Origin of the sequence: Streptomyces sp. NPDC016640, assembly GCF_043076215.1 — a bacterium.
GTDB lineage: Bacteria > Actinomycetota > Actinomycetes > Streptomycetales > Streptomycetaceae > Streptomyces.
This window is the reverse complement of the sequence record NZ_JBIBRG010000015.1, coordinates 51,321-78,048: the sequence shown is the minus strand read 5'-3', so window position 1 is coordinate 78,048 and position 26,728 is coordinate 51,321. Positions and strand designations below refer to the sequence as shown.

Sequence of the window (26,728 nt, the reverse complement as noted above, 5' to 3'; positions counted from 1 at the left end):
GGGCAGTCACCGGGCGTCCACATCCGACGACCGCCGTGCGGAGGCCTGCGCAGGCTGGAAGACGGTGGTGGACCACACCCCCGGCCGGGTCACGGTCCCATGACCCGAGGCGTCCGCGTGCCCGCACCCGACGGGTGCGGGCACACGGTGAGGGCTGACGCGCGATGCCTCAGGCCTGCGGGTGCAGCACCACCTTGGTGTAACCCTCGATCCGCTTGTCGAACTTCTCGTACGCCGTCGGCGCCTCGCCGAGGGGCAGTTCGTGAGACACCACGAAGCTGGGCCTCGCACGTCCCTCGATGATCATGTCCCGCAGCTGACGGTTGTAGCGCTTGACGTTGCACTGCCCGGTGCCCACGCGCAGTCCTTTTTCGAACATGCGCCCGATGGCGACGAGCAGCATCCCCTGCTTCGCCTGGTCGTCGGGTCCGCCGGGGTCGCGTGGCACGTACAGCCCCGGCACGCCGAGAGCACCCGTCGGCCGTACCGTCTCGACGAGCTGATTCAGCACGGTCGCCGGCTCCTCGCGGTTCTCGCCGTGCGCCTGTGCCTGTGCCTGTGCCTGGTAGCCGACCGCGTCGATGCCCTTGTCCGTCCCTTCCCCTCCGGTTCGCTGCTTGATCTGATCCACGGCGCTGCCCTCGGTGAAGTCGATCGGCACGGCACCGATCTCCTCCGCCTTCTGCAGCCGCTCCGCCACCCGGTCGACCACGAACACCTTGCTCGCGCCGCGCAGCATCGCCGAGTAGGCCGCCATCAGGCCGACGGGGCCGCCGCCGTAGACGGCGACGCTCTCACCCGGACGTACGTCGGCCAGCTCGTTGCCGTGGTAGCCGGTCGGGAAGATGTCGGCCAGCAGGACGTAGTCGGTCTCGTTCTCGTCGCCCTCCGGGAGTTTCAGGCAGTTGAAGTCGGCGTACGGCACGCGCACGTACTCGGCCTGCCCGCCCAGGAAGGGTCCCATCGCAACGTAACCGTAGGCGCCTCCCGCGAAGCCCGGGTTCACCGTCACGCAGTAGCCCGTGAGCCCGGCCGTGCAGTTCTTGCAGAACCCGCAGGCCACGTTGAAGGGCATGACGACCCGGTCGCCCCTGCTGAGCGAGGTCACGCCGTCGCCGGTCTCCTCGATGACGCCGAGGTTCTCGTGGCCGAAGACGATGCCCGGCTCGGCGGCGGTGCGACCCTCGTACATGTGCAGGTCCGAGCCGCAGATGGCGGTCGACGTGACGCGGACGATCACGTCGTTCGGGTGCTGGATCCGGGGATCCTCCACTTGTTCGATCGCTACTTCGAACGGTCCCTTGTACACGACGGCCTTCATCCTCGGGCACCTCCACTCGTGTGTTTGCCTGCTTGCTCTCGGTAGCGGCAGTGCTGGGCAGGGGCCGGCGCGAGGGGGAAGGGTCCCGGCCCGTGGCTCGACCGGTCCGGTGTGCTCTGCCTCATACTTCAGACTGGGGCATGATGAGAGGATTTGCACGAGGGGGACAATGCCCCCTTGTGTAACCGAAAGGGTTCAGAACCTTGTCACGACGTCTCGGCACCCTGCTCGTCCCGGTCTCCGGCCTGTCCGGCATCACGTATCCGGAAGGGACCCGCGTGGCCATCAACGGGACCGGCGGATCCGTCGACGGCTTCGTCGACGGTGACTGGCTGCCGCTCGCCTGGTGGGAGTTCGCCGACATCCGCCGGGAGGACGCCGCCGACGGCGCGTAGGCGGCACCGCGTCCGGGTGCCCGGCGCCGGGCCGCGGCCGGTGTGCCGGTCAAGCACTTGGTCCTGAGCGTGTGCACCGACTCGGCCCGTGGGCCGACGCACAGCCGTGCCGAGCGGGGGAGGCCTTCGCATCGCTGGCGAAACGGGCACGACACGCGGGTGTGCCGGCCCCTGTGCGGCTCACAGGAGACAGGGCGCGCGCACGAGGGCGCAGCCTCGGACCGAGTAGGAAGGGTCCCTAGGCCACCGGGTGTCCGCGCCGGCGGCTTCCAGGTCGGCGATGCTGCCCGACACGACGGTCCGCACATAGGTCCGTGATGTGTTCCGCGGACCAGTCCCACCAGGCCACCGCGAGCAGCCGGGCGATGTCCCGGTCTGCCGCTTCCGGAGCCGCGCCACGACTTCCTGCCCCGGGTGCCCCAGCACCGGGTCGGTGGACAGCACGACCCGCACCGGCTCGGGCCGGGCAGAGCCCTCGCACGGGCGAGCGCGGGCTGCGGGGAGGGGGCTCGGTCCAGCCGGGTGCCGTCTGCGGCGGAGAAGAAGTGGAACCGGTGCAGCTGTGCGGACACTTGTTGCTGTGGACTTCTTACTGCACGAACGGGCCCGGCCTGGCGATCGGACGGCGTTCGCCGAGATCTTCGACGAGCATGCGCGTGTCGTCTATGCCCATGCGATCAGGACGACAGGTGACTGGGCCCTCGCCGAGGACGTCATGTCACTCACCTTCCTGGAGGCCTGGCGTCTGCGCGACAAGCTGCGCGAGGAAGTCGGAAGTGTCCCGGGCGTGGCTTTTGGGCATCGCGGCCGACGTGATGCGCAACATCGCCCGCGGCCAGGCCGTCCGCGAGTTCTTCGTCGCCGTCGCGGATCGCGCAGAGGGCTTGCTGCAGGGCGGATGTGGCGCGGATCGCGGCGATGCGGGTGAGGAGTCCGTGGTGTGGCCGGCCGGCCGGGGCGAGCACCCGCTCCAAGACCTCGCGGCCGTAGCCGGCGCTGACGGCCGCGAGATCCTCGGCCGGGTCGCTGAGCGTGACATCGTCCCCGTCGAGTACTCCGGAGAGGTGCGGCAGGCCGTGCGTTCACTTCCAGCCAGTACGAGGAACGGCACCTCGTCGGTGCCGTGGGCGCTGATCGCCTCCGCCGTCGCGCTCTGCCCGATCCCCACCGGCGCAGTGGGGTCCGAACCGGCCCGAGCCGTGAACCGGACAACGGATGACCGTGACCATGGGGCTTCATCAGATGAGCAGGGGCAGGGGATGCGGCCCCGGTGTCATCTCCTCAAGTGGGTGATCACCGAGCGCATCGCGTGACGCAGGGCCGGGCCGGTCTCTTCGGGCGCGTCGAGGGTCTCGAAGTCGTGATGGCCGTTGGGGACGTCGACCAGTTCCAGCCGCGCCCCACTGTCGTCGGCCGCGGTGACGAACGCATCGACGGTGGCGGCGATCTCGGGTACCTCCAGCCCGGCGCGCAGGAGGACGACGGGCAGCGTACCCGCGTGGGTGATGGCCCGGACCGGGTGGAACCGGCTGTCGGCCGGCCCCCAGCCGGGCAGCGGCGCCAGGACGGGGTAGGAGGCGGCCAGGCAGCGCAGCCAGGCCGGGGGCTTGGCCAGCCAGTCCGCGGTGAGCAGGCCCCCGCCGGAGAAGAACCACAGGGCGACCCGGTCGGCATCCACCCGGGGATCGGCCCGCACCAGTTCCACCGCGGCGGTGATGTCTGCGGCGGCACGTTCGTAGTCGGCGATGTCGTGCAGGCGGTGATCGAGAGTCGCGCCGACCATGCCCTCGCCGGCTGCCAGGCGGGCGTGTCCCACCAGGGTCGGCCAGTCGCGGGGAGTGGGCCGGGCCCCGGCCGGCACCGGGCCGCCGTGCACGAAGACCACGGCCGGCCGCGGCTCATCGGAGTCGGGAACGTACAGGTCGACATGTCCCTTGCGGTCTCGGGACAGCTCGGGAACGTCCAGCGGAAAGGGGCGCAGATGGGCGGGAAGGGCGCCGGCGCCGACCGGTCGCAGACGGTGCCCCTCGCCGGCCGTCGCGCGCAGCAGGACGTCCGCCAGCTCGGCGGGGCAGGACAGCATCGGCCAGTGCCCGGTGGGCAGTTCGAAGAAGCTGAACCGAGGTTCGGCCAGGAACGCCATCGCAGGATCATCGAAATTGACGAGCCGTTGCACCCGGTCGATACTGGCGCCGTTCCGGGTGCACAGCACACCGGTGGCCGGGACCGCGGTCACCGCCCCGGTCAGCCGCAGCGGCTGCAACAGGGTGCCCAGCGGCTGCGGCACGGCGAGGGCGGTCAACCGGTCCAGTACCGTGTCGGAGACACCAGCGGTACTGCCCCAGCGCTCCCACTCGTCCCGAGCGGGCGGCGCCAGTTCACCCTCCTGCCCACTGCAGTGATCCAGCTCGGCCAGCCGCGTGCGCAGCGCCCGGTCCGGAACGGCGGCCAGCGCCGGAGCACCGTTCCGCGGCATCGCACAGTCCAGATACACGATGCGGGCGATGCGCCGTGCCCGCCGGTCGGCGGCTCCGACCGCGGGGTGGATGCCGTAATCGTGACCGACGAGCACGATCTCCCGGTCGGCGTCCACCGCGTCGATCGCCGCGATCACGTCTTCGACGTGCGTCTCCAGGTTGGTCCGGGCCGACGGGGCGGGCCTGGCCGCATCGACTCCCGTCAGCGTCACCGCGTGCACCTCACCGCCCGCCACGCCCAACCGCGCGGCCGTCTCCTGCCAGACATGGGCGCCGGTGAACACACCCGCCACCATGATGAACACCGTCATGGATCCCTCCTCCAGGTACGCGGGACGCCGCGCCGCTCGCGTACGCCACGGTCCGCCGGACCGGGGCGTGCGCCCGGCCCGTGCGGGTACCGTAGGAACTCCCCCGGAGGGAGATTCAACTGTCCACGGCAGAAGAGCCGTTATGGAGCATCGGCGAGCTCGCACAACGCGCGGGTGCCACCGTCAAGACCGTCCGCTTCTATTCCGACCGGGGGCTGTTGCCCGAGTCCGCCCGCAGCGGCGGCGGCCATCGCCGCTACGGCCCCCGGGCACTGGAGCAGTTGACGCTGATCCGCTCCCTGCGCGCACTCGGCCTGTCGCTGCCCGAGGTGCGCCGGGTCGTCGACGACGCAGACGTGGCGGGCCACGTACTGGAGGACGCCGTCGCAAGCCGCCTGCGCGAGCTGGGCAGTGAGTTGAGGGCCATGCGCTGGCGGGAGGCGGCGCTGCGGCTGGTGGGGGAGTGCCCGCCTGCGGAGCGGGCCGACCGCTTGCGGCTGCTCGGTGTGCTGAGCACCCCGCCGAGCACGGCACCGCTGGCCCGTTTCTGGCGCGCCTGGCTGCCGCCTCGGATGCCTGCCCGGGCGACAGCGGCGTTTCTGGAGGCGGCCGTTCCCCAGCCGCCCGACGAGCCGCACCCCACCCAGGTACTCGCCTTCGCCCAGTTGCACGCGATGACGACAGCTCCCTGCCCGGGCGGGCGGCAGCCACAGCCGGAAGTGCACCGAGTGGCTGGGGCCCGCGGAGCGGCCGTGCTGTACGCGGGACTCGCCGAGGCGTACGAGCTCACGGGTCCGCACCTGCGCCGAGCACGAGACCCGCACCCGGGTGAGGCACTGGACGCCTACGCCGCGGCGTACGCGAGCGCGTACGGCAGCCGGGACTCCCCGGAGTTCCGCCGCCGGCTGACCGCGCGGCTCGCGGCCGAGCCGCGTCTGGACCGGTACTGGGAGCTGACGGCCGTGGTGCTCACGCCACCGGCCGGTCATCCGGAACCGACCCCGGGCTCTGCGGACGACTGGCTGCGCGCGGCACTGGAGCAGGACAACGCCAGGACGGCGTGAACACCCGCTCTGCTCCGACGGTCTGTCCGCCCTCGTACCGACCGGGTAATCCCACAGCAGAGGCCGGTGGACACCGCCCGCCGCCGACACCGCCGCGATCATCTTCACCGGACCGCCAGGAGGAGTACCGGGCACGGGTGCGGCGGGCGGACGAGCAGCAGACAGCCGAGCGCGGCGCCCGCCGTCCCGTCCGCCCACTGAGGGGGAAGCTCACCGGCCGGCGCTGGGGGCGTTCCGGCCGACCGACTGGAACGCCCCCGAGGACATCGATCCGCACCGTCGCCAAGCGGATCCGGGGCTCGCCTCGCGCGGGTCCGTTCGGCCCTGCCGGCACCGGCGTCATGGAACCGGCTCGGCCACTGCCGCTGGGCGTTCCGCGGCTCAGGGGGAGCGCTGCAACGTGCGGACGCTTTCCCTCATCCGGTCACGGAAGTCCGGCGGCCCTTCACCGGGCACGGCCCGGATCGGCCGGCCGAACCGTACGGACACGGGCGGTGCGCCGCGGACCGGCACACGCGTTCCCCGTGGCAGCACGGCGTGGGTGCCCACCAGCGCGACGGGCACCGCCGACGCGCTGGTTTGCAGACACAGCCGGGCCGCGCCCGTACCGAACGCCCCGAGCCGGCCGTCCCGGGAACGGGTGCCCTCCGGAAACAGCAACACGTGCCACCCCTCCTCAAGGAGGCGCCGGGCCGCGCCCCGCACCGCGCGGCCCCGGCCGTCTCGCCCCGTGCGGCCCGGAGCGGCACCCCGCTGTACGGGAAAGGCGTTGAAGACAAGCGCTGTGGCCGCTCCGGTCAGCGGGGAGCCGAAGAAGTAGTCGGCGGCGGCTCCCACCACCAGCCGGGACGCGATGTGCGGCGGCAGGGCTCCGAAGAGCAACGGCGTGTCGAGGTGGCTGGAGTGATTCGCCACGAACACCACCGGGGCGGTGAGCGGGACGAGGTGTTCCGCACCCTCGACGGTCGGCCGGGTGCAGGCCCACACGTACGGCGTGAGAAGGGCTCGGTGCACGGCCGTCCGCAGCCCTCGCGCCGGTGCCGAGCGGGCCCAGGCGGTGGGGAGAGGCGGGGCCCGCGTGTCGTCGGGTGCCGTCATCGGACGTCCGCCATGGTGATGGGCGGGGTGTGCAGGCAGGTGATGCTCGGGGCGGTACCGACGGTGTCCGAAGCCATCTCCAGGGCGGCGGAGAGAGTCGGCGCAGCTCGGAACCCCATCCGGGCCGCGGCCTTCGGGTCGCCGCCCACGAAGATGACGTCGCCGAGGTGCTGCATCGCGTGGGCTCCCCAGTACCACATGTAGAACGGATGGACGCCGTGGAAGGCGTGGCCGGTTCGGTAGAGGTGGATGTACCAGGGGTCCTCCGCGAACCTCTTCTCGAACACCGACTCCATCCGTGCGGGATCGGTGGTCTCCGTGAGCACCTCCTCGTAGAAGTCGATGTAGCTGGGGTGGTGCACCGGGTGGAAGTCGGGCGTCAGCGGGTGGATGAAGATGCCGACGCCGCCCTGCCGCACGATCGGCTTGTTGAGGTAGAAGTTGAAGAGGTAGCCCAGGGCCATGCACATCGCCAGCACCGGGTTCATGATCGAATTCACGTTGTACGGACCGACGTAGGGCACCCCGAACACCCCGATGTCGGACTGCCCCTGGACAGGGGTGACCTGCTGGCGGTGCACGTTCGCCAACGTGATCGGATGGACCGCGCTCGGGGTGCCCGCCGTGACCCCCGTGACGCCGTACGGCGCCTTGAGGGAGTTCAGCAGGCGGCGGCGCAGCCTCGGTGGCAGGGCCCGGTTGCCGTGCCGGACGCCGAGGAAGCCGAGCCGGTCGGCGAGGCTCCACTCCCACTCGTGGGTGGTGAGGAAGCCCATGGACGGCGGGAAGGAGTCGCCGTTGACCGTGGTCTCGACCGTGAAGATCTTCAGCCGACCGCCGATCACGTCCAGCATGCGGTGGAAGGAGTGGTGCAGCGCGGAGTTGGGCGGATCGTTGAAGGAGCGTGAGTGCCGCAGAGTGTGCGTGTTGTGGTGGTGGCGCAGACTGCGGTAGCTCGCCAGGCCGACGGAAACGGACTTGGGGCCGCCGTTCAGCGCGATCAAGTTGACGTTGACGTATACGAGGAGGTCGCTTTCGGCCGCCCTGCGATTGATTTCGACGTCTTCGCCGGCACCGGTCATGCCCAGGTGGAGCAGGTTGTCCCGGTCCTCCGCGTCATGGTTGCGCAGGTGGTGGGGGAAGTAGGCGCGAAAGACGCGGTCGCCCACGACGTGCCGCAGTTCCGCGGCGGTCATCCGCCGGTGCAAGGCGTTCGCCGCGATGACCTCGATGTCCTCCACTCCCCGCCGGGCGGCGATCTCGAGGACGTGCTCGATGATCCGCCCGCGCACATCGGGACGCCGCATCGACGGCAGCGGCAGGGACACGTCGTCGAAGACCACGGTCAACCGCATGCCCGGTCGGAGGAGCTCGGGCAGGGGTTCGATGCCGTGCGGGTGCAGCAACGTGTCGCGGATGGCCGTGTCGAGGTCGCGGATACCGGGGAGCGAGGCCGGCGGGTAGATCACCCTGCTGCCCACCGGCAGGCGCTCGGCACGGATTCCCTCCCCCTCGAACAGCACCAGCGGCGGAGTGCGATCGTCGACGTCGAGTACGAACCCTGGTGTGCTCATGCTGTCTCCTCTTCCACGCCCGACAACCGGTGGTTTTCCGTCCGCACCTTTCGCGCGCCCGCTTGGCCGGCGGCTACGGTCAGTGCCTCCCACCGGGTGGCGGTGCGGGCGCCCCAGTGCAGTACGGGCCAACGCCTTCGCACGGCGTGCCGGAGGAGGCGCGCGTCGGGGTCGACGGCGTGCGGGTGGCCGACCGCGTCCAGCAGCGCCCGGTCCGAGTAGCTGTCCGCGTAGGCATAGGCCCGGGCGGGGTCCAGACCGTGCTCGGCCGTGTAGCGTCGCAGCCAGTCGGCTCGCGCCTCGCCGACGGGCGGTCGCGCGGTCACCCGCCCGGTCATGACGCCGTCGAGGGTGCGCATGCGGCAGGCCTCGATGTCGTCGAACAGAGGACGCAGCGGCTCGGCGAGCAGATCGAGGCCGCCGGTCACCAGCACGGTGCGGTGCCCCGCCGCCCGGTGCGCGCGGATGCGCCGGACCGCCTCGTGCCTGACCCGGTGCAGCAGTGCGTCGCCGACGGCGCCGCGCACCAGCTGCCGCAGGACGGCTTCGTCCGTACCCGCGTACCGGCGCAGGAAGACACGGATGAAGCGGGCCCGGTCGGCCCGTTCGGCGGACAGGAGGCGGGGCGCGTCGAGAATCAGGTCCAGGAGCTCGACCGGCCAGACACGGTGCGGCAGGCCGGCAAGACGTGTCCACACGTAGGACTCGACGAGGTCGGAGGCGACGACGGTGCCGTCCAGGTCGAAGACGGCCACGGCCGGCTCGTTCGCCACCGGGCGACGGGGCGCCGCGGTCGGGGCCGCCCTCGTGAGCGGTGTGCGCAGCCGTTCCGCGACGTCCGAGGCCTCCCGGGCCGCCAGGTGGCGCCGCCAGTCGATCGCGCCCGGATCGAAGTGGTACGTCCGCGGGAGGGGGAGCGCGTTCCTCAGGGCCGCCAACTCGGTGTCGTCATAACGGACCTCGGCCGGGTCGTACACGCCCGGCAACTCCGGCCGTCGCCGCGGCAGGCGTCGGCGGGGAGCGGGAAGGGGGGCCCGCAGCACGGGGATGTGCAGCACGGAGCGCAGTTCCCCCAGGGTCAGGGGGCGGGTCGTCGCCGTGCCGAGGTGGAAGTAGTGGGGTGAGCCCGGGGCGGGTCGCGCGGCGGCCGCGGCCAGGACGGCGTCGGCCACCAGGTCCGCGGGCACCGCGTCGAACACCGTCGTGACGGAGCCGGCCACCGTGTCGGCCAGGGTGATGACCGCGGCCGGCGGGACCGCCCTCGTCCTGCCCTCGGACCAGCCCGGGTAGGGGTGGTGCAGGGCGTGGCCCACCGGTGCCGGGCGCAGCACGGTCAGCGGGTACGGCCGCCACAGCTCCTCGGCGACGCGTTCCGCCAGCACGGCGGCCAGAGCCTCCGCGTCGGAGTGACCGAGGGCACGCGCACGGGCCCGCCCCTCCTCCACCAGCCGCCGCTCCACCCAGGCCCTGCGCGCCGCCTCCGCCTCCCGCGCCACGATCAGGGGCCCCGCGCCCCGGTGGGCGCGTTCGGCGGCACGCCGGGTCCGGCGCAGTCTGCCCGGGGTCCTCGAGAGACGCTCGGCGTCGCTCCTGAGGTCCTGTGCCAGGGCGAGTTCACGACGCCAGTCCAGGTCGTGCTCCAGCCGGGCCTCGCGGACGACCCCGCGCTCGGTGCCGGAGAAAGCGGCCTGGGACACATACACCAGGTGGGGCCGGAGCCGTTGGCGTGCCCCTCGCCCGCACAGGACGACGAGCGGCGTGAGCTGTTCGCCGTACACGGTGTCGAGCGGCCGGTCCGGCCCGCCGGTGGGGGCGCAGTGGACGACGACGTCGATTCCGGCGGGCAGCGGGACGTCTCCCGGAGATCCCGCGAGCACGCTCACATGGCGACGGGCCTCGGCCATCGCCGGTCCGGCTCCGGCCGCCTCCCGCCACGGTCCGAACGCCTTCCGGCTCAGCAGCAGGGCGAGCCCGTCGTCCCCCGCCGAGGAACCGCTGCGCCCGGCGGGCTCGTCCGGCGGCGGAACGACGCTGACGTACGTGTCCGGATGCGCTGTCACGAGGCGGTGCAGGACGGCGAGTTCGGCGCGCTCGGTGGATCCGGTCAGCAGGACGTGGGTCCCCGCGAGGTCTCGGACACGGTAGGCACGGGGCATGGGAGCACGGCTTCCTGGAAGGTCGCGGGGGATGTGGTTGCCGCTCGACCCGTCACCCATGCGGTGCGTCGGGTCCGGGGACGTCCGCCGTCCGGTGATCCCGGCGCCAGCGGTCCATGACGGCCTCGCACACCGTCCGCAGTGGCCACCCCAGGGACGTGGCGGCCCGTTCGACGTCGGACTGTTCGGGTTGAGCGGTCACCGTGCCGTCCGGACGCTCGGCCGTCTTCACCAGCACCCGCTCCGGCCGCTCCGCGGGTCCGATGGAGACGGTGGCACTGCGACGGGGCAGCGTCGTCCGCCGGCACGTCGTCCACCGCACCCCGAGTGTGGTGGTGTGCAGCAGCAACGCGTCGGCGATGGCGTGCCTGACCTCCTGCGAGCACAGCGCCGTGACGACTCTGCCCGGTCGGCCGTGCCGGCCGACGACACCGGTGGTCCAGCAGTCCCAGGCCCCGGCCGCGCGCAGCGCGTCCAGCACCGACGGCCAGTGCCGGGGGTCGAGGTCGTCGACGGTGCTCTCCAGCACCACGACGTCGCCCTCGGCCGGCCCGGGGGAGGCCGTCGTGGTTTCGCCCAGGACGACCCGGGTGACGTTGGGACGGTCCGGGGTGTCGCGGCGCCCGCCGCCTGTGCCCACGGCGCGCACGGTCATCGACGGCATCGGGCCCGGAACGGCCACGGCGGCGACGAGCGCCGCCCCCGTCGGCGTGGTGCGCTCACCCCGCAGGTCACCACGGGCCAGTTCGAGGCCGGCCTGCGCGGCGATGTGGAGGACGGCGGGTACGGGTACGGGCATCGTGCCGTGGGCGCAGCGGACCTCCCCACTGCCCGCGGCCAGCGCGGAGCAGGTGACCGACGCGTGCTCGGCGAGCAGCCCGAGGTCATCCAGCGCCGCGGCGCAGCCGACCACGTCGGCGAGGGCGTCGTACGCCCCCACCTCGTGGAAATGGACCCGGTCCGGAGTCGTCCCGTGCGCCCGGGCCTCGGCGGCGGCGAGGAGCTCGAAGGTGCGGCGGGCCGTGCGGACGGCGGCGGGTGCGACGCCGTCCGCCCCGGCGAGCAGTTCCAGGACGTCCGTCAGGTGCCGGGCGCGGTCGGGCGAGGCGGGCCGGGTGACCGTCACCCGCGCGCAGGCGAACCCGCCGCGCCGGGCGCGGCCGACCGAGACGTCGAGACCGGGTACCTTCAGGGAGCGCACCGCGTCGATGACGGTGCCGGTGCCGGCACCCGCGTCCACGAGCGCGCCGAGCAGCATGTCACCCGCCACGCCCGCGGTGCAGTCCAGGTGGGCCGCGGGGCCGCGCGGGGCAGGACCCGTCCCGTTCACCGGTCGCCGTCCACAGCCGTGGGGGCGGGGCGTGGACGACCGCCGTCGGGCGGTGTGCCGTGCACGGCTTCCACGATCTTGCCGGCGTGCGCGGCGGCGCCGAAGCCGTTGTCGATGTTGACCACGGTCAGGCCGGGGGCGCAGGAGGCGAGCATGGTGGCCGCGGCGGCGAGGCCGCCCGCGGCGACGCCGTATCCGACACTGGTGGGCACGCCGACCACCGGGGCCCTCAGCAGGCCGGCGACCACGCTCGGCAGGGCACCGTCCATACCCGCCACGACGAGGATGCAGTCGGCGTTCCGCAGCCGGGGTACATGGGGGAACAGCCGCCCGATGCCCGCCACCCCGACGTCGTCGACGAGCTCGGCTCCCGCCCCGAGCACGGCGAGGGTGGCCAGCGCCTCGCGGGCCACCGGGAGGTCCCCGGTACCCGCCGTGAGGACGGCCACCGTGCCGCGGGACGGCGGGAGTTCACCGACGGTGACGGTCCGGGCCACGCGGTCGACCAGCACGGGGTGCGCCGTGTCCGCGAAGTGGGCCGGCGCCGCGTCGAGCACTTCGTCCGGACACCGGGTCGCCAGAGCGGGCGAGCCGGGGTCGCGTCCTCGCAGAGCGGTGAGGAGCTGCAGCGTCTGCTCAGGTGTCTTCGACGGAGCGAACACCACCTCCGGCACGCCGGTGCGGCGCCGCCGTGAGGTGTCGAGACGGGCGAAGTCCCCGGCACGGTACGTCTCGCAGTCCAGCAGGTCCTCGAGGCCGGTGCTCCAGGTCATCGCGGACCTCCCTCCGGTGCCGCGGCCCCGCTCACGGAACCCGGCCGGTAGGGACCGAGGGTGCCGTTCGCGAGCCCGACCGTCCGGCCGACCCGGTCGAGCAACTCGGCCTCCTGCCCGGGCCGCCCGGCCAGCCACCGGTGGGCGGTCGCGTCGAGTTCCACGCGGAAGGCACCGACCAGGATCCTGACGCGCAGGTCACGCACGGGTACGCGCCGTTCGGCCAGGAAAAGCCGCACGGCCGTTTCCGCGCGCTCCACGAGTTCCAGCCGCAGCCGGGTCACGGGCACGCCGACCGCGATCCTGGACGCCAGACAGGGGGTGCCCGGTTTGTCGGCCACGGTGAGCCTCCACTCCCGTGCGACGGCCCGGACCTGTGCCTTGCCCAGGCCCGCGGACGCGAGGGGCTCGACGACTCCTCGCTCACGTGCGGCGCGCAGACCCGGCCGGTGCCCGGAGCGGTGGTCGTCCCGGTGGGTGCCGGTCGCCACGTGGGCGTAACCGCGGGCCGCCGCCAGGTCCGACACCGCGGCCAGCACGCTGCGTTTGCAGAAGTAGCAGCGGTCGCCGGTGTTGGCCCGGTACCCGGGCACGGCGAGCTCGTCCGTCGTGAGGACGACCAGTTCCACGCCCAGCTCCGCCGCCGTGCGCCGGGCGAGCAGGAACTCGTCCCGGGCCAGGGCGGGGGAGTCCGCGATCGCCGCCAGCGTACGGGAGGGGCCCAGGGCCCGCAGGGAGGCGGCGAGCACCAGTGCGGAATCGACGCCGCCGGAGTAGGCGACGACGACACTGTCCAGACGGCCCACCTCGATGAGCAGCGCGTTCGCGGCGCGGGACGCGGTCGGACCGGTCGAGGGCATCGGCATGCGGTTCATCCCTTCAACGCTCGGTGCAGGCGGTCCGTCAGACCGGCGACGCTGCCGGCGGCCATCAGCTCCATGACGGGGAGGTCGCAGCCGAACACCCGGTGCAGCCCGGCCTTGAGCTCCACTCCCATCAGGGAGTCCAGGCCGAGCTCCGCCAGTTCGGCGCGGCGGTTCACGCGTTCGGGGGGCATCTGGAGAACGGCGGCGGTGAGAGCGGTGAGCGTGTCGCCGATGACGGCTTTCTGCTCCCCCTCGCCGTCCGCCCTCGAGAACCGCTCCCTGAAGTCCGCCGAGGCCGTCCGGCCGGAGTCGGCCTGCGCCCTCCCCAGCCGATCGGCGAACCGTGGTGCCTTCAGCGCCGGCAGCATCCCGCCCATGCGGTCCCAGTCGACGTACCCGACCGCTGCGGAGACCTCGTCCCTGCTCTGGAGACGGCCGAGCGCCGCGCAGGCCGTGTCCGGCGGGAGGAGGCCGAGCCCGGAGCGCCGCATGGTGTCCGTGAGCCCGCTGCGTACGACGTAGCCGGTGTCCCCGATGCCGCCCCAGGCGAGGGCGAGACCGGGCAGTCCCCTCGCCCGGCGCGTGCGCACCAGGGACTCCAGGTGGAGGTTGGCGGCCGCGTAGGGCGCTTGGTGAAGGTTGCCCACGAGGGCGGCGAGGGAGGAGTACACGACGAAGAACCCGAGCGACCGGTTCCGGGTGAGCGCGTGCAGCACGTCACCGCCCTGCGCCTTCGCCGCGAGGACGGCGGCGAACCGTTCGGCCGTCATCTCGTGCAGAGGCGCGTCGTCGAGGTGCATGGCACCGTGCACGACGCCGCGCACCGGCCGGCCCGCGGCGTCGGCCTCGGCGAGGATCGCCTCGATCGCCCCGGCGTCGGTGACGTCGGCGGCGTACGCCCGGGCCCGCGCTCCCAGCTCGGCGAGTTCGTCGAGCAGGGCGGACGCTCCGGGCGAGGACTCGCCCCGGCGGCCGACGAGTGCCAGGGCACCCGCGCCGCAGTGGGCGAGGTACCGCGCGGTGGCCGCCCCGAGGCCGCTGAGGCCGCCGGTGACGAGATAGGTGGCGTCCGGGTCCAGGCGCAACGGCTCGTCGGGCTGTTCCACGGGCACCGGCTCGGCCGCGTCGAAGGTGATGACGACCTTGCCCAGGTGCCGGGAGTGCCGCAGCGTGCGCAGTGCCTCCTCGACGCCGGCGGCCGGGTGGGTCTGGTGCGGCAGCGGCCGGTACCTCCCCGCGGCCACCCTCCGCGTCACTTCCGCGAACGCCGCGGCCACTGCCCGTGGCGCGTCGGCGGCGAGCCGGGTGATGTCGACGGCGAAGTAGGAGAGGTTGTCGCGGAACGGGCCCAGCAGCATCGGCCGGTTGCCGTGGATGTCGCGCTTTCCGAGTTCGACGAAACGCCCGCCGGGCCGCAGGCACTCCAGTCCGTGTGCGATGGCCTCGCCCGCCAGGGAGTTGAGGACCACGTCGACGCCCCGGTCCTCCGTGACCTCCCTCACCCGGTCGGCGAAGGACAGGTCCCGGGAGTTCAGGACGTGGTCGGCGCCGAGCGCGCGCAGGAGGTCCCGTTTGGCCGGAGTGCCCGCCGTGGCGATCACCGAGGCACCCAGGTCGCGGGCGTACCGCAGCGCCGCGAGACCGACCCCGCCGGCTCCGCCGTGCACCAGCAACGTCTCCCCGGGCGCCAGCCGGGCCAGTTCCTCCAGGCTGTGCTGCACGGTGAGGTACACCGCCGGCAGGGTCGCGGCCTCGCTGTAGGTCATGCCGTTGGGGACGAGTCCGGTCTGCTCGGTCCGCACGCACACGTGGGAGGCGAGCGTGCCGTGGCCGAACGCGAAGACCCGGTCCCCGGGAACGAGTTCCGTCACCCCCGGTCCGACGGCGACGACGTCCCCGGCGCATTCGAGACCGAGCGCGGGCCCACCGGGCACCGGTGGTTCGGCGCCGGGGGGAAGCATCCCCGCGGTCAGCATCACATCGCGGTAGTTGAGCGCCGCGGCCCGCACCCGGATCACCACCTCGCCCCGGGCCGCCACCGACGGCTCGGCCGGCACCCACGCCAGCCGGTGCCCGATCCCCGGGTCGCGCAGCCGCAGGGCGTAGGGGCGGTCGGCGCCGCTCCCCTTCCGCGTGGGGGGCACGCAGTCGACCGACCGCGGCACGAACCGGCCCCGGCAGGTGAGGACCACCTCGTCGTCGTCGGCGGGGTCGAGCAGTTCCCGCACGATCCGACCGGCGTCCTGGGCCGGGTCGGCGGAGCGCTCCAGTGACAGCCGGCGGACCGCCAGTCCCGGTCGCTCGTTGGCGAGCACACGTCCGACCCCCCACACCGCGGCGTCCGCGGGACTCCCGGCCCCGGCCGGATCCGGGAACAGCCCGGTCTCCCCGGTCACCAGCCACAGCGCGCTCCCGCCTTCCGGCCTCGCGGTGCCGCAGGCGTCCGCCATGGCCCGGATCAGCCCGGCCCTGCGCACCGTGGCGGCCCGTGCCCCCTCCCCGGCCGGGGCGTCGAGGTGAAGGACCACACCGTCCAGCCGGCCCCTTCCCCGTGGCAGCCCGGCCCGCCACGGGTCGGGGAGGTCCGACACGTCCACGAGGTCGGCATCGGCACCGGAGGAGGACAGCAGCGAGGCGAGAGCCGGGCCGAGGGCGCCGTCCGGGCGTTCGGTCACCACGACCCAGCGACCCGGGGCCGAGGGCGGCGCCACCGTCTTCGGTACGGCTCCGGCGGGCCGGCGGCCGCGGCGGGCGCAGAACACGGAGTAGGCGTCCCCGCCGACGGCGTCCCCCGTCCGGACCACCTCGTCGAAGCCGCAGCGCTCGAGAAGCGGGACCCATCCGGTGTGCGGCAACAGGGGTGTGGCGCGCAGGTCGTGGTCGGTGAAGGCCCAGTAGCCGTCGAGGAGGCCGAAGCACGGACCGAGCAGTCCCTCGTCGTGGCTCTCCAGGGCGAGCAGGTGACCGCCGTCGGCGAGCAGAGTCGTCAGACGGCGTGCCGTGGCGTTCAGGGCGCTGGTCGCATGCAGGACGTTCGCTGCCACGACGAGATCGAAGCCCCCCTCCTCGAAGCCTTGTCGCACCGGGTCGCGCTCCAGGTCCAAGGTCCGGTACTCGACGAAGCCGTAGCCGTCGAAGCGGGCCCGCGCCCGGGGGAAGAAGCCCTCGGAGACGTCCGTGTAGACGTACCGGGTGAGGTGGGGCGGGAGTGCCGGGAGCAGCACCGCGGTCGTGCCGCCGGTGCCCGCGCCCACCTCCAGCACGCGCAGCGGACGGTCGGCCGGCCATGTCCGGAGCGCCTCGGCCAGCAGGGACCGGGCGCACTGGCCGAGGGCCCGCATGTCCGGCGTGTCGTTGTAGAGCGCTTCGACGAGATGCCGGTCGGCCTCGGCGAACAGCACCTCCCGGGGGTCGGTCTGTCCCTTGAGGATCTGCGGCAGGTGGGTGCCGCACCGGGTGTAGACGGCGATGGCCGAGATCCACTGGGGAAAGTCCGCCGCGCAGGACCGCACGAGTTCCAGTGGCCGGGCCGTGCCCGTGAAACGCCGGCGCTCGTGGCCCGGCGTACCCGTGCCCGTCCGTTCGAGCAGGCCGGCCCGCTCCGCCATGTCGGTCAGCAGGCGGACGTACCGGTCGTGCTGCGGCCGCACCCCTGCGGCCCGCAGGTCGTCCGGTGTGAATTCCCGCGCGCCGGGGAGCAGACGGGCGAAGGTGTGCGCGGCCCAGTGGCCGATCGCGGTCTTGACCCGCCGGGCGAAAGCGGAGCCCGCGGAACCGCGGGCGTCCTGCGGTGCCTCCTCCGTCCCCTGCCGGGTGGCCGCGCGGATCAGGTCCGCCGGCGGGGGGAACGGGACCGGCTCCCCCTGGTGGTCGCCCGCGCGGGGCGCGGCCCGCAGTACCTGCGTCAACTGCTGCGGTTCCCCGGGCCGGCCGGCCGCGACGCCCCTCAGCCGGCACCGTGTCAGCTCCACCACGACCCGGCCGGTCTCGTCCACCACGGTGAGATCGAGGACGGCGTCCTGCAGGCCGCGCGACACCCCTCGGACGTGAATCAGCCCGCGTTCCGGCAGCCGGTCCCACACCCGCGCGGCCGCGATGGCGGTCGGCACGTACATCCGGTCACCGGGCAGGGCCGCGAGCAGGGGGGAGGCCGCCTGGAGCGCGCCGTCGAGCACGGTGGGATGCGCCTCGTAGCCTTCGCCGGCCGCCGGGGGCTGCCAGGCGTACTCGGCCAGCACCTCGTCCCCGCCCGCCCACAGCCGGGTCAGCACGCGGAAGGACGGGCCGTACTCCAGCCCGGCCCGGGCGGCCTGCTCGTAGTGGCGCGCCGCGTCCACCGCGGCGCCGGTCCGGCCCAGCCGCTCCCGTACGGCGCCGAGGTCGACGGCGTCCGGCGGCCGGGAGGCCAGGCGGCGGACCCTGCCCCGGGCGTGCGTCCGCCAGGCGGCCGCGATGGCGACGCGTGAGGCGATACGGACCACGCCGTCCTCCTCCGACAGCGAGGTCTGCAGCACCACCTCATGGGTCTCGTCGTCACGGGGCATGACCAGCGCGCGCACGATGTCGAGGTCGGTGACCTCGGCCGCACTCGTGAAGGCGGCGCGCCCGGCGGCGAGGGCGGCCTCCAGGTACGCAGTGCCGGGCACGACCACGGCCCCGCCGACCCTGTGGTCCTCCAGCCAGGGCAGCCGAAGGCTGGTCAGGGTCTGGTGCCAGGCGGGCTCGGCGACGGCCGCGCGCCGGCCCAGCAGTGGATGGACGAGACCCGGGTCCTGCGGCACCCGGGCCCACCCGTCGGGCGTGCCGTTCCAGTGGCGTTCGCGCTGCCAGGGATACGAGGGAAGGGTGACGATCCTGCCGGGGCGCGGGAAGGGGACGTCACCGGCCCCCGCGGCGAGCAGGCGCGCGACCGTCCGGCGTACCGCCTCGGGGCCGGCCTGGTCCCGGCGGCAGGCCGGTACCACCGCCGTCGCCGTGGTCAGCCGCTTCAGGTAGGGAGCGAGCACGGCGTGCGGGCCGATCTCGACGAACAGGCCGCAGCCGGCTTCGGCGAGTGCCCCTACGGCGTCGGCGAACAGGACCGGTTCGCGCACATTGCGCCACCAGTGGTCCGCGTCGAGCTCCTCACCCTCGACGAGGCCACCCGTGACGGTGGAGGCGAAGGGGATGCGGGGGGCGCCGGACCGCAGCCGGGCGAGGGCCGCCTTCAACGGCTCCTCGATGCCGTCCATGGCCCTGCTGTGGAAGGCGTAGTCGAGGTCCAGTTCGCGGAACAGGACGCCACGGACATCCAGGTCCCGGCCCAGCTCCGCCAGCACGGTCGGATCCCCGGCGAGGGTGACGTCGGTGGGGGTGTTGACTCCGGCCACCTCCAAGCGGCCCGCCCGGGCGGTGATCTCCTTCCGGGCGTCCTCCCATGACAGGCCGACGGCCGCCATCCGGCCACGTCCCGCGGTCGGCGCCTGGGCGCGGCTGCGTTCGGAGACGACCAGGCAGGCGGCGGCCAGGTCGAGGGCTCCGCAGACGTGGGCGGCGGCGATCTCGCCGACGCTGTGACCCACGACGGCGTCCGGCCGGACGCCGTTCCCCTCCAGCAGCCGCACGAGACCGACCTGCACGGCGAACAGCAGCGGCTGGGCGACTTCGGTCAGGTGGAGCCGGGATTTTCCCGCGGTGAGTTCCTCGAGGACGGACCAGCCGAGCCGGGGGGCGAGTTCCGCGTCGACGGCCTCCACGGCCTGCCGGAAGGCCGGCTCGCCCCGCAGGAGTTGCACCCCCATGCCGTGCCACTGGGAGCCGTTGCCGGAGAAGACGAACGCGACCTTGCCCGACGCGGCCGGAACGCCGGGCACCGCACCGTCCGCCACTGCGCGGAACGCCTCCGCGGCCTCGACGGGGTCGTGTGCCAGCACGGCGGCGCGGTGCTCGTGGCGCGTGCGGCGCATGGTCGAGGTGTAGGACACGTCGTAGAACTCACCGTCGCGGGTGAGCTCCAGGTGCTGTGCCATCTGCTCCGCGGCGGCCCGCAGCGCCTCGGGGGTGCGGGCGGAGACCACGACCGGTAGTCGGCCGGCGGGCGTGGGAACCGGCTCCGCGGCCTGTTCGGGAGGCACGGTGAGAACGATGTGGGCGTTGGCTCCGCCGAAGCCGAAGGAGTTGACGCCCACGTACGGCCGTCCGCCGGTCCGCAGTTCCTCGAAGCCGGCCACGGGCCTGATGTTGTGGCCCGCGAAGTCGATGTGCGGGTTGAGCGGTTCGACGTGCGCAGTGGCCGGGATCCGGCCGTGACGCAGGACGAGAAGCGCCTTGAACACCCCGGGCATGCCCGAGGCGGCCTCGAGGTGGCCGATGTTGCTCTTCACCGAGCCGATGGGCAGGGCGCCGGTGGAGCGGCCGGTCCCCAGTGCGCGGCCGATGGCCGCGCACTCGACGGGATCGCCCACTGGCGTGCCGGTCCCGTGCGCCTCCAAGTACGCCAAGTCGTCGGGTGTCAGCCCGGCTTCGGCGTAGACCTCACGCAGCAGTGCTTCCTGGGCCTCCGCGCTGGGCAGGGCCAGTCCGGGCGTGCGGCCGTCGTTGTTGGTGCCGCCGGCGACGATCACGCCGTGGATCCGGTCGCCGGCGGCGAGCGCGTCGTCCAGCCGTTTCAGCAGGACGATGCCACCACCCTCGGACCGGACGAACCCGTCCGCCTCGGCGGAGAAGGCGCGGCACCGTCCGCTGGGGGAGAGCATCGATGCGCCCGAGAAGCCGGCGAAGCCCTGTGGGTTGATCAGGATGTTGACACCGCCGGCCAGCGCGGTCCGCGAGCGTCCGGAGCGCAGGTGTTCACACGCCTGGTGCAGGGCTGTCAGCGCCGACGAGCACGCCGTGTCCACGACGATGCTCTGTCCGCGCCAGTCCAGGAAGTGCGAGACACGGTTGGCCGTGTTGGAGACCGCCATGCCCGTGATGGTGTACGCGTTGCCGGTGTGCGGGACACAGGACTGCAGTTCGCCGTAGTCACGGCTGGAGCAGCCCACGAACACCGCGGTGTCGGAGCCCGCCGTGTGCCGGTGGTCGATTCCGGCGTCGTCGAGCGCTTCGACCGCCAGCTCCAGGACCAGCCGCTGCTGGGGGTCCATCCGTGACGCCTCGCGCGGGGAGATGCCGGCGAAGAAGGAGGTGTCGAAGCCCGTGATGTCGTCGAGGAAACCGCCCGCCGCCGTGTAGCTCACGCCGGGGCGCCGACGCCTTGCGTCGGTGAAGTCCGCGGCGTGGAAACGGTCTTCGGGAACGGTGGTCACCACGTCACGGCCGACGGTCAGCACCCCCCAGAGATCGTCCAGGTTCCGGATGCCGCCGGGAAGGCGGCAGGCGGCGCCGATGACGGCGACGGCGTGCGGAGGCAGTGGTTGCGCGGAACTGGACACGGGGCCCTCCGGGATGTCGCGTGTGGGGGAATGCGCGAGTGACGTGACAGGTGGTGACATGTCCTCGGTCATCCGGCGTGGGGCACCGCCCCGGTGAAGCCCATGGCCCGCGCCAGGTAGTCCCGGTCGATCGGAGCCGGATCGGGAAGTCCGTCCGTCCAGGCGAGGGCGGACCTGCGGCCGTAGGCGCGTCTGTGGTGGCAGTAGCTCAGGAATCCCGGTAGGTGACCCGCGACGAAGCTCTCGGCCGGCGTGGGGTCCGGCAGGTCACCGACGCATTCGAGGGTGAGGCCGACGTGGTGGGCCTCGATGGCTTCGACGATCAGCCGCATCGGCGTCTCTCCCGGATGTACGACGTGGAACGTCCGCACGCCGTGTCCGAGGTCCTCCGCCGCGTCATGGCCGATGCGCAGCATCGCCTCCGTGGCGTAGCCGTCCGGGACGATGTTGAACTCCGCGTCTGCCGGCACGCGCAGCCTCAGCCGCAGTCCCGGCCCGCCCCGGCGCAGCGACACCGCCGGGGGGATTCCCGGCGCACCGTTGCGGGCGATGGTGCCGATCATGTCGCCCAGGACTCGCAGCGGGTGGCCCGGCATTCCCTCCCGGTGCGCACGCCCGGAGGCGACGATGCCGGGACGCAGGACGGCGACCGGCCGGTCCAGCCGCCGCGCCCAGTCCCGCACCAACGTCTCCGCCCGGTACTTGGACTCGTCGTAGTGGGTCTCGAACCCGGACGTGTCGGTGAGGTCCTCTTCGGCGACCACGCCTGTCCGGCGGCCGCCCGCCACCGCCACGGTGCTCATGTGGACCAACCGGCAGCTCGGCGAGGTCGATTCGGCGAACTGCAGGATGCGCTCGGTGCCGTGCACATTGGCCCGGAACAGCCGCTCGCGCTCTCCCGTCAGCGCGATGTCCCCGGCGCAGTGCCACACCGCCTCGGCCTCCCGGGCCAGACGCCCGTAGACGGCGGGCGCCAGGCCGAGCCACGGCCGGGTGACGTCGCCGGCGACGCAGCGCAGCCGCGAACGGGCCCGCGCGCCGATCCCGCCTCCCGCGAGGTCCTCCAGGATCACAAGGACGCGGGAGCGCAGCTCGGAGACGGTTCCCCTGCCAAGTACGGTGACGTGCCGTCCGCGGGTGGTGAGCAGACCGAGCAGGAGCCTCGAGCCCAGGAATCCGGTGGCGCCGGTGAGCAGTGTGGTCACGCCGAGCAGCATGGACCGGCTCACGGGAGAACAGTAGTCACTCTTTGAAATTAACCGATTACTTTAGGATATAGTCAAGTTGTGTGTATGGTTCGTCCACTGGGATGCGATTCGCGCCCCGAGCCGGGCGAAAAGTTCCGGGGCGCCGCGGGTTCCCCGGCACCGGTGCCCGCCGCCTTCCCCCACCCGCCGCGCCGTCCCGGCGGGTGGAACCCGACGGCCTCACTCCCGTGCCCACGGTCGGTCCGCCCGTCCTTTCGTGTCGCGAAACCCGCGAGAGCCCGACTTCCAGGAGGCCGTCATGTCCCTCGCTCTCGTAACCGGCGCCACCTCGGGTGTCGGCCGGGCCTTCGCGCGGCACCTCGCCCGGGCACACCACGACCTGGTCGTCGTCGCACGCACGCGGCACCGGCTGGAGGAGCTCGCCGAGGACTTGCGACGGGAGTCGGGTGTCCGGGTGGAGGTCCTCACCGCGGACCTGTCCACGGCCGGCGGCTGCCGGTCCGTAGAGGACCGCCTGACCGCGACACCGTCCGTCGACCTGTTGGTGAACAACGCGGGGATGATGCTGAGGGAGCCGTTCCCGTACACCCACGCCACCGATGAGGAACGACTGCTGGCGGTGAACGTCCGCGCGGTGCTGCGACTCACCCATGCCGTCCTGCCCGCCATGATCGAGCGGAGGTCGGGCCGGATCGTCAACGTCGCCTCGTTCAGCGCGTACGGTCCCGGCGGCCTCGCCACCACTTACCCGGCCAGCAAGTCGTGGGTGCTCGCCTTCTCCGAGGCGGTGGGCGGGTCCGCACGGGTACGCCGGGCGGGTGTCCGGGTCATGGCGCTTCTGCCCGGCTTCACCCACACCGAGCTGCACGAACGCTCCGGCATCGATCTGACGGGCCTGCCCCGCTGGATGTGGCTCGACACCGACCGGGTGGTGGACGCGGCACTGCGCGATCTGGAGCGCGGCAGGAGGATCAGCGTGCCCAGCGTGCGTTACAAGCTGGCGGTCTGGGGGCTGCGGCACCTCCCGCGGCCTCTTCTGCTGCCCTTGTCGTGGGACTTCTCGGCGCCGGGTGGGTTCTGGCGCCCGGGTGCCGGCCGTTTCCGGAAGCCCCGGTGAATCGCCGCGTGCGCGGCTCGCCGGGTGCGGCCGGGTGGGGCGGGACGAGCCGGTGGGCGTGAAGTGAGGCCGTCCCGCTCGCGGCCACGGGCTGACAGCCGGCGGGTCCGGGCCCACGCGGGTGACAGGTACGTATGTTCCCTGGGTTCCCCGGCGTTTTCACCGGTGCGGGTGGCGACAGCGGTCCCAACGGCACGCCGACGCCTTGGCGAACACGCACTCGAGCGGTCGGCTGATGTGACCCCTTCGAGTGAAAGCACCCCACGGATCACCGCCAGTGACTGCCGCTCGGCAACAATCGGCTCTCAATGAGGGGAAGTCGGCGCCATTGAACATGGTGCCGGTTCCCGCCCGTCGGTGACGTCCGGAGGGACCGTGGGAGGAAGAGGAACCTCGGGCGCTGCCCAGCAGGTCTCTGCTTTCGTGGAGCACGCGGTGGGAGCACCGCTGGAGTTCGGCATTCGCGCCTGGGACGGCAGCACGGCCGGATCCGACACTGGTTCGACGCTGGTGCTGCGTCATCCCCGGGCAGTACGCCGGATGCTCTGGCGGCCCGGACAGCTCGGGGCCGCCCGGGCGTTCGTGGCCGGTGACTGTGACATCGAGGGCGATCTGGTCGGCGTCATGCGGCAGTTGGGCTCCATGCTGGGAGCCTCCTGGCTGGACCTGGTGGGCGCCGGGCTGGCGAGTCTGCGGACCGGGCTGGACCGCAGGATTCTCGGACCTCCCGTGGCCAGGCCCTCGGCCGAGGTCCGCGGATACCGCGGGCCCCGCGCGGTCCGGCACCACTACGACGTGGGCGACGAGTTCTACCGGTTGGTACTGGGGCCCACCATGGTCTACTCCTGCGCGTATTGGCCCGGTGGCGAGCAGGCCGGTCACGGGCTGGCCGAGGCGCAACGGGCCAAGCTCGACCTGGTCTGCCGCAAGCTCGGCCTGCGGCCGGGGATGCGGTTGCTGGACCTCGGCTGTGGCTGGGGCAGCCTGCTCCTGCACGCGGCGCAGCACTACGGCGTGGAAGGGGTGGGCGTCACCCTCGCCCGGAATCAGGCGCGACTGGCCTCGCGACGGATCGAGGAGGCGGGTCTGGACAACAGGGTCCAGGTGCGGCTGCAGGACTACCGGGCGGTCCAGGACGGTCCGTTCGACGCAGTGGCCAGTATCGAGATGACCCACCACCTGTCCCGGTCCGGTCACCGTGAGCACGCGGCGGCCCTGGCCCGGCTGGTGGTGCCGGGCGGCCGCGTGCTCAGCCACGAGCTGTGTGTACTGCCGAACGGACGGAAGCTGATGCCCAGCCCGTTCATGCTCCGGTACCCGCACCCGGATCTCCGTCTCGAAACGGTGGGCCGCAGCGCACTGCTCGCCGAACGCTCCGGCCTGGAACTGCTCGACGCGGAGAACATCCGGGAGCACTTCGTCCCCACGGTCCGGTGCTGGCTGGCCAACCTGGAGGAGAACCGTGAGCAGGCCACCGCGCTGGCCGGGTACCAGACGGTGGCTGTCTGGCGGCTCTTCTTCGCCGTCGGCCTGCTGTCCTTCGAGGCCGGTCTGACCGGTGTCCAGCACCTGGTCTACCTCCGGCCCCGACCGGTCGGCCGGCACGTCCTCACCGCACAGCCGAGCGGATACCGGAGGCCGCGGGCAAGCGAGGACCCGGCCGGAGCGCCCCCTTGCTGATCGTCACCGTCTGTCGTTCCCGCCCTCGGCCGCAGCCGGACGCCGTCGGCGACCTTTCCCCGCACCCACGGACGGCGGCGGGCGACTGTGCGGAAGCACCCCACCCTTCCGGCGGCCGCGCGCCCCCGGTGCTCCAGTCCGGTTCCGCGATTTCGCTGGTGGACCCGGCCGGTAACGCGGACGGCCACCGCGTGGTCATCGGGGGCGTGGACTCCTGGTGATCAAGCCCGGGGCCGGGTGCTGGTCCGACAGGACTGTGTTGTGACGCATACGCAACTCACCGAGGGCATAGGAGTTCATCGGGCCGCTCCTGCCGCGTCGGCAAGCGGTCTCCGGAGTTACGGGGGATCCCTTTGACTTCCTCGACGACGACGCGGATAGGCTGCCCTGCCATGCACACAGCAGCATGGAGAGGTGCCCTGGCCGTCATCACCGTCGCCGTCCTGACCACAAGCACAGGGTGCTCGTCAGTTCCCAGCCGTGACAGCGAGGACTCGGAACTGCTCAAAGGACTGTCTGCCCTGGCCGAGGCCAACGGCAACGACTCGGTGATCTATCTTGATGCCGCCAAGGCACGGAAGCTGAGCAAGGACGACCCGAAGCGGTACCGCCACATCGCGCGGCCGGGAGGAAGTCTGCTGAGCCGGTACGACGCCGCCCCCTGGGGCCGGCACCTGAAGGCCACTCAGATCGACGTCTCGGTCGATACCGCGCAAGCGGGTCACTGGGAGGGAACATTCGACGCGGAGGCCATCACCGCAGCGCTCAAGGAGAATGGCTACCGGCAGCGAGAAGTGAACGGCACACGGGTCTGGGCGCGCTCCGGCACCAAGGAAACGTCGTTTGAAATTGCGCAGGACGAGATCTCCTACTCGTCCCTGGGACCCGAGCCCATGGCGGCCGTGCAGCCCCGGGAGGGCACATCACTGGCTGACCACAAGGACTACTGGAGCGCCGCCGACTGCCTGGGCGACGTGTACCGCGCCGACTTCGGTCCTTTCACCCCCGCCGAGCCGGTACGGCTGTCCGCCGTAGGCCAGCAGGCCTCATCCGCCGCCGAGAACACCGAGATCATGTGCTTCGTCACCAAGAACAAGGCGACCGCCGACCGTCTCGGGGCCAAGCTGCGGTCGACCGTTCGCGCCGAGACGCCGGACTTCGACGGCACGGAAGTGAGCGTGGACAGCGGCGACCGGCCAGTGGTACGGGCCGTCGTCCCGGACACCGCGGCCCAGCGCCCGGGACGGCTCCTCCTCACCGACGTGGAGCTGTGGCTCACCGCGGTGAGCCAGTCCTGACCGCACCCGCAGCGACGGGCGTGGTAGCCGGCCCGTCTCCTTCCAGGGGCCCGCACCCCGCAGGAGGCGCGGGCCCCTGGCACGGCGAGAGGTGCCTGTCCTGCGGGCGGTGTGCAGGGCGCGGGAGGTGACGGCCCGCCCGACGTGCAGGAGCTGCCGGTACTTGGGGTGCCGTCACCGGACGCGACAGCCGCACCCCCTTCGGACACCGCCATTGGACCAACCACGCAGGCGGCTCCTAGGTGCGTCGTCACAGGGGGTGCGGCAAGAAGGCGAACCCGGCCATCACCGCTCACGACTGCTGCGGCCGGTGCTGGCCCGGCCGGGGCTGCCTGAGAGCCACGCAACGTGATCACGAAGGCCCCGGCGGCTTCGCTCGTACCTGCTTCGAAGGGATCCTGACCCCCGCGTCTGCACCGTCTGCGGTGAACCGCCCGGAGCGCGCCGGGAACAACGTCCCGAAGTCCCGGCCCCTCCTGCTGTCCGAGGTACTGCGACGCGCCGAGGGCCGGGACCACGTCGACACGGACCGGGACGACGGGAAGGCGGTCAGGCGCGTGATGCCGAGCATGGTGCGCACGGCGATCAGCTACCCGCACGAGGCGGCACTGACTACGTGCGCGGCGAGTGGGCGCTGACACCTGCTCA

The 26,728-nt window shown here is 72.7% G+C and carries 17 protein-coding genes and 2 pseudogenes; 7 read left to right on the top strand and 12 right to left on the bottom strand.

Annotation, left to right across the window (positions count from 1 at the left end):
* Nucleotides 1-169 precede the first annotated feature (169 nt).
* Nucleotides 170-1,321 carry a glutathione-independent formaldehyde dehydrogenase gene (locus ACF07S_RS26930; protein ID WP_391975329.1) on the bottom strand — a complete coding sequence of 384 codons (1,152 nt, stop codon included), beginning with the start codon at nt 1,319-1,321 and terminating at the stop codon, nt 170-172.
* Between the two features lie 203 nt (nt 1,322-1,524).
* On the opposite strand from ACF07S_RS26930, the gene ACF07S_RS26925 reads away from it, so the two are divergent.
* Nucleotides 1,525-1,716: a hypothetical protein gene (locus tag ACF07S_RS26925; protein WP_391966925.1), complete on the top strand. Its 192-nt coding sequence runs from the start codon at nt 1,525-1,527 to the stop codon at nt 1,714-1,716.
* Between the two features lie 261 nt (nt 1,717-1,977).
* Here ACF07S_RS26925 and ACF07S_RS26920 read toward each other — a convergent pair.
* A pseudogene (locus ACF07S_RS26920) lies at nt 1,978-2,092 on the bottom strand (antibiotic acetyltransferase); the annotation flags it as partial.
* Between the two features lie 57 nt (nt 2,093-2,149).
* Between ACF07S_RS26920 and ACF07S_RS26915 the strand changes: the two are divergent.
* Nucleotides 2,150-2,644 carry an RNA polymerase sigma factor gene (locus ACF07S_RS26915; protein WP_391975328.1) on the top strand — a complete coding sequence of 165 codons (495 nt, stop codon included), beginning with the start codon at nt 2,150-2,152 and terminating at the stop codon, nt 2,642-2,644.
* On the opposite strand, the pseudogene ACF07S_RS26910 reads toward ACF07S_RS26915, so the two are convergent.
* Together ACF07S_RS26910 and ACF07S_RS26905 are read right to left on the bottom strand one after the other, a co-directional pair.
* Nucleotides 2,550-2,792: pseudogene (locus ACF07S_RS26910) on the bottom strand (phosphotransferase); the annotation flags it as partial. The gene ACF07S_RS26915 and the pseudogene ACF07S_RS26910 overlap by 95 nt on opposite strands.
* 197 nt (nt 2,793-2,989) lie before the next feature.
* Nucleotides 2,990-4,504, bottom strand: a complete 1,515-nt coding sequence (locus tag ACF07S_RS26905; protein WP_391975327.1) for an alpha/beta hydrolase — start codon at nt 4,502-4,504, stop codon at nt 2,990-2,992.
* 119 nt (nt 4,505-4,623) lie between these two features.
* Here ACF07S_RS26905 and ACF07S_RS26900 point away from each other — a divergent pair, with 119 nt between their 5' ends.
* Nucleotides 4,624-5,568 (top strand): MerR family transcriptional regulator, encoded by a 945-nt coding sequence (locus ACF07S_RS26900; protein WP_391966976.1) that lies wholly within the window; start codon nt 4,624-4,626, stop codon nt 5,566-5,568.
* 381 nt (nt 5,569-5,949) lie between these two features.
* Here ACF07S_RS26900 and ACF07S_RS26895 read toward each other — a convergent pair whose 3' ends face one another.
* The 8 genes from ACF07S_RS26895 to ACF07S_RS26860 all read right to left on the bottom strand — a co-directional run bounded on the left by ACF07S_RS26895 (nt 5,950) and on the right by ACF07S_RS26860 (nt 22,006).
* Nucleotides 5,950-6,666 (bottom strand): lysophospholipid acyltransferase family protein, encoded by a 717-nt coding sequence (locus ACF07S_RS26895; protein WP_391975326.1) that lies wholly within the window; start codon nt 6,664-6,666, stop codon nt 5,950-5,952.
* Entirely contained in the window at nt 6,663-8,240 is a 1,578-nt protein-coding gene (locus tag ACF07S_RS26890; RefSeq protein ID WP_391966928.1) for a lactate racemase domain-containing protein, read from the bottom strand. The genes ACF07S_RS26895 and ACF07S_RS26890 overlap by 4 nt, the downstream gene beginning before the upstream one ends.
* Nucleotides 8,237-10,396, bottom strand: coding sequence for an HAD-IB family phosphatase (locus tag ACF07S_RS26885; RefSeq protein ID WP_391966929.1), 2,160 nt, complete (start codon nt 10,394-10,396; stop codon nt 8,237-8,239). The genes ACF07S_RS26890 and ACF07S_RS26885 overlap by 4 nt, the downstream gene beginning before the upstream one ends.
* Nucleotides 10,397-10,448: 52 nt before the next feature.
* Nucleotides 10,449-11,726, bottom strand: coding sequence for a nickel pincer cofactor biosynthesis protein LarC (gene larC, locus ACF07S_RS26880; RefSeq protein ID WP_391975325.1), 1,278 nt, complete (start codon nt 11,724-11,726; stop codon nt 10,449-10,451).
* The gene (gene larB / locus ACF07S_RS26875; protein WP_391966931.1) at nt 11,723-12,499 is read right to left on the bottom strand and encodes a nickel pincer cofactor biosynthesis protein LarB; all 777 of its coding nucleotides are present in this window, start codon (nt 12,497-12,499) and stop codon (nt 11,723-11,725) included. The genes larC and larB overlap by 4 nt, the downstream gene beginning before the upstream one ends.
* Nucleotides 12,496-13,365: a TIGR00268 family protein gene (locus ACF07S_RS26870; protein WP_391966932.1), complete on the bottom strand. Its 870-nt coding sequence runs from the start codon at nt 13,363-13,365 to the stop codon at nt 12,496-12,498. Before ACF07S_RS26870 ends, larB begins: the two co-directional genes overlap by 4 nt.
* A 5-nt stretch (nt 13,366-13,370) precedes the next feature.
* Complete coding sequence (locus ACF07S_RS26865; protein ID WP_391975324.1) at nt 13,371-20,777, bottom strand: SDR family NAD(P)-dependent oxidoreductase; 7,407 nt, start codon at nt 20,775-20,777, stop codon at nt 13,371-13,373.
* A gap of 68 nt (nt 20,778-20,845) precedes the next feature.
* On the bottom strand, nt 20,846-22,006 hold the full coding sequence (locus tag ACF07S_RS26860) for an SDR family oxidoreductase (protein ID WP_391966934.1): 1,161 nt from the start codon (nt 22,004-22,006) through the stop codon (nt 20,846-20,848).
* Nucleotides 22,007-22,283: 277 nt separating this feature from the next.
* On the opposite strand from ACF07S_RS26860, the gene ACF07S_RS26855 reads away from it, so the two are divergent.
* From ACF07S_RS26855 to ACF07S_RS26840, 4 genes are all read left to right on the top strand, one after another.
* Complete coding sequence (locus ACF07S_RS26855) at nt 22,284-23,102, top strand: SDR family NAD(P)-dependent oxidoreductase (RefSeq protein WP_391975323.1); 819 nt, start codon at nt 22,284-22,286, stop codon at nt 23,100-23,102.
* 435 nt (nt 23,103-23,537) lie between these two features.
* Nucleotides 23,538-24,782: a class I SAM-dependent methyltransferase gene (locus ACF07S_RS26850; RefSeq protein ID WP_391975322.1), complete on the top strand. Its 1,245-nt coding sequence runs from the start codon at nt 23,538-23,540 to the stop codon at nt 24,780-24,782.
* A 392-nt stretch (nt 24,783-25,174) separates the two neighbouring features.
* Nucleotides 25,175-26,080, top strand: coding sequence for a hypothetical protein (locus ACF07S_RS26845; RefSeq protein ID WP_391975321.1), 906 nt, complete (start codon nt 25,175-25,177; stop codon nt 26,078-26,080).
* 425 nt (nt 26,081-26,505) lie between these two features.
* Nucleotides 26,506-26,718 carry a hypothetical protein gene (locus ACF07S_RS26840; protein WP_391975320.1) on the top strand — a complete coding sequence of 71 codons (213 nt, stop codon included), beginning with the start codon at nt 26,506-26,508 and terminating at the stop codon, nt 26,716-26,718.
* Nucleotides 26,719-26,728 lie beyond the last annotated feature (10 nt).

Bases quoted from the DNA above. Each gene is read 5' to 3' on its own strand.
- ACF07S_RS26895 (WP_391975326.1), bottom strand. From the start codon at position 6,666: ATGACGGCACCCGACGACACGCGGGCCCCGCCTCTCCCCACCGCCTGG.
- ACF07S_RS26855 (WP_391975323.1), top strand. From the start codon at position 22,284: ATGTCCCTCGCTCTCGTAACCGGCGCCACCTCGGGTGTCGGCCGGGCC.
- ACF07S_RS26890 (WP_391966928.1), bottom strand. From the start codon at position 8,240: ATGAGCACACCAGGGTTCGTACTCGACGTCGACGATCGCACTCCGCCG.
- ACF07S_RS26930 (WP_391975329.1), bottom strand. From the start codon at position 1,321: ATGAAGGCCGTCGTGTACAAGGGACCGTTCGAAGTAGCGATCGAACAA.
- ACF07S_RS26905 (WP_391975327.1), bottom strand. From the start codon at position 4,504: ATGACGGTGTTCATCATGGTGGCGGGTGTGTTCACCGGCGCCCATGTC.
- ACF07S_RS26845 (WP_391975321.1), top strand. From the start codon at position 25,175: ATGCACACAGCAGCATGGAGAGGTGCCCTGGCCGTCATCACCGTCGCC.
- ACF07S_RS26870 (WP_391966932.1), bottom strand. From the start codon at position 13,365: ATGCCGATGCCCTCGACCGGTCCGACCGCGTCCCGCGCCGCGAACGCG.
- ACF07S_RS26885 (WP_391966929.1), bottom strand. From the start codon at position 10,396: ATGCCCCGTGCCTACCGTGTCCGAGACCTCGCGGGGACCCACGTCCTG.
- larB (WP_391966931.1), bottom strand. From the start codon at position 12,499: ATGACCTGGAGCACCGGCCTCGAGGACCTGCTGGACTGCGAGACGTAC.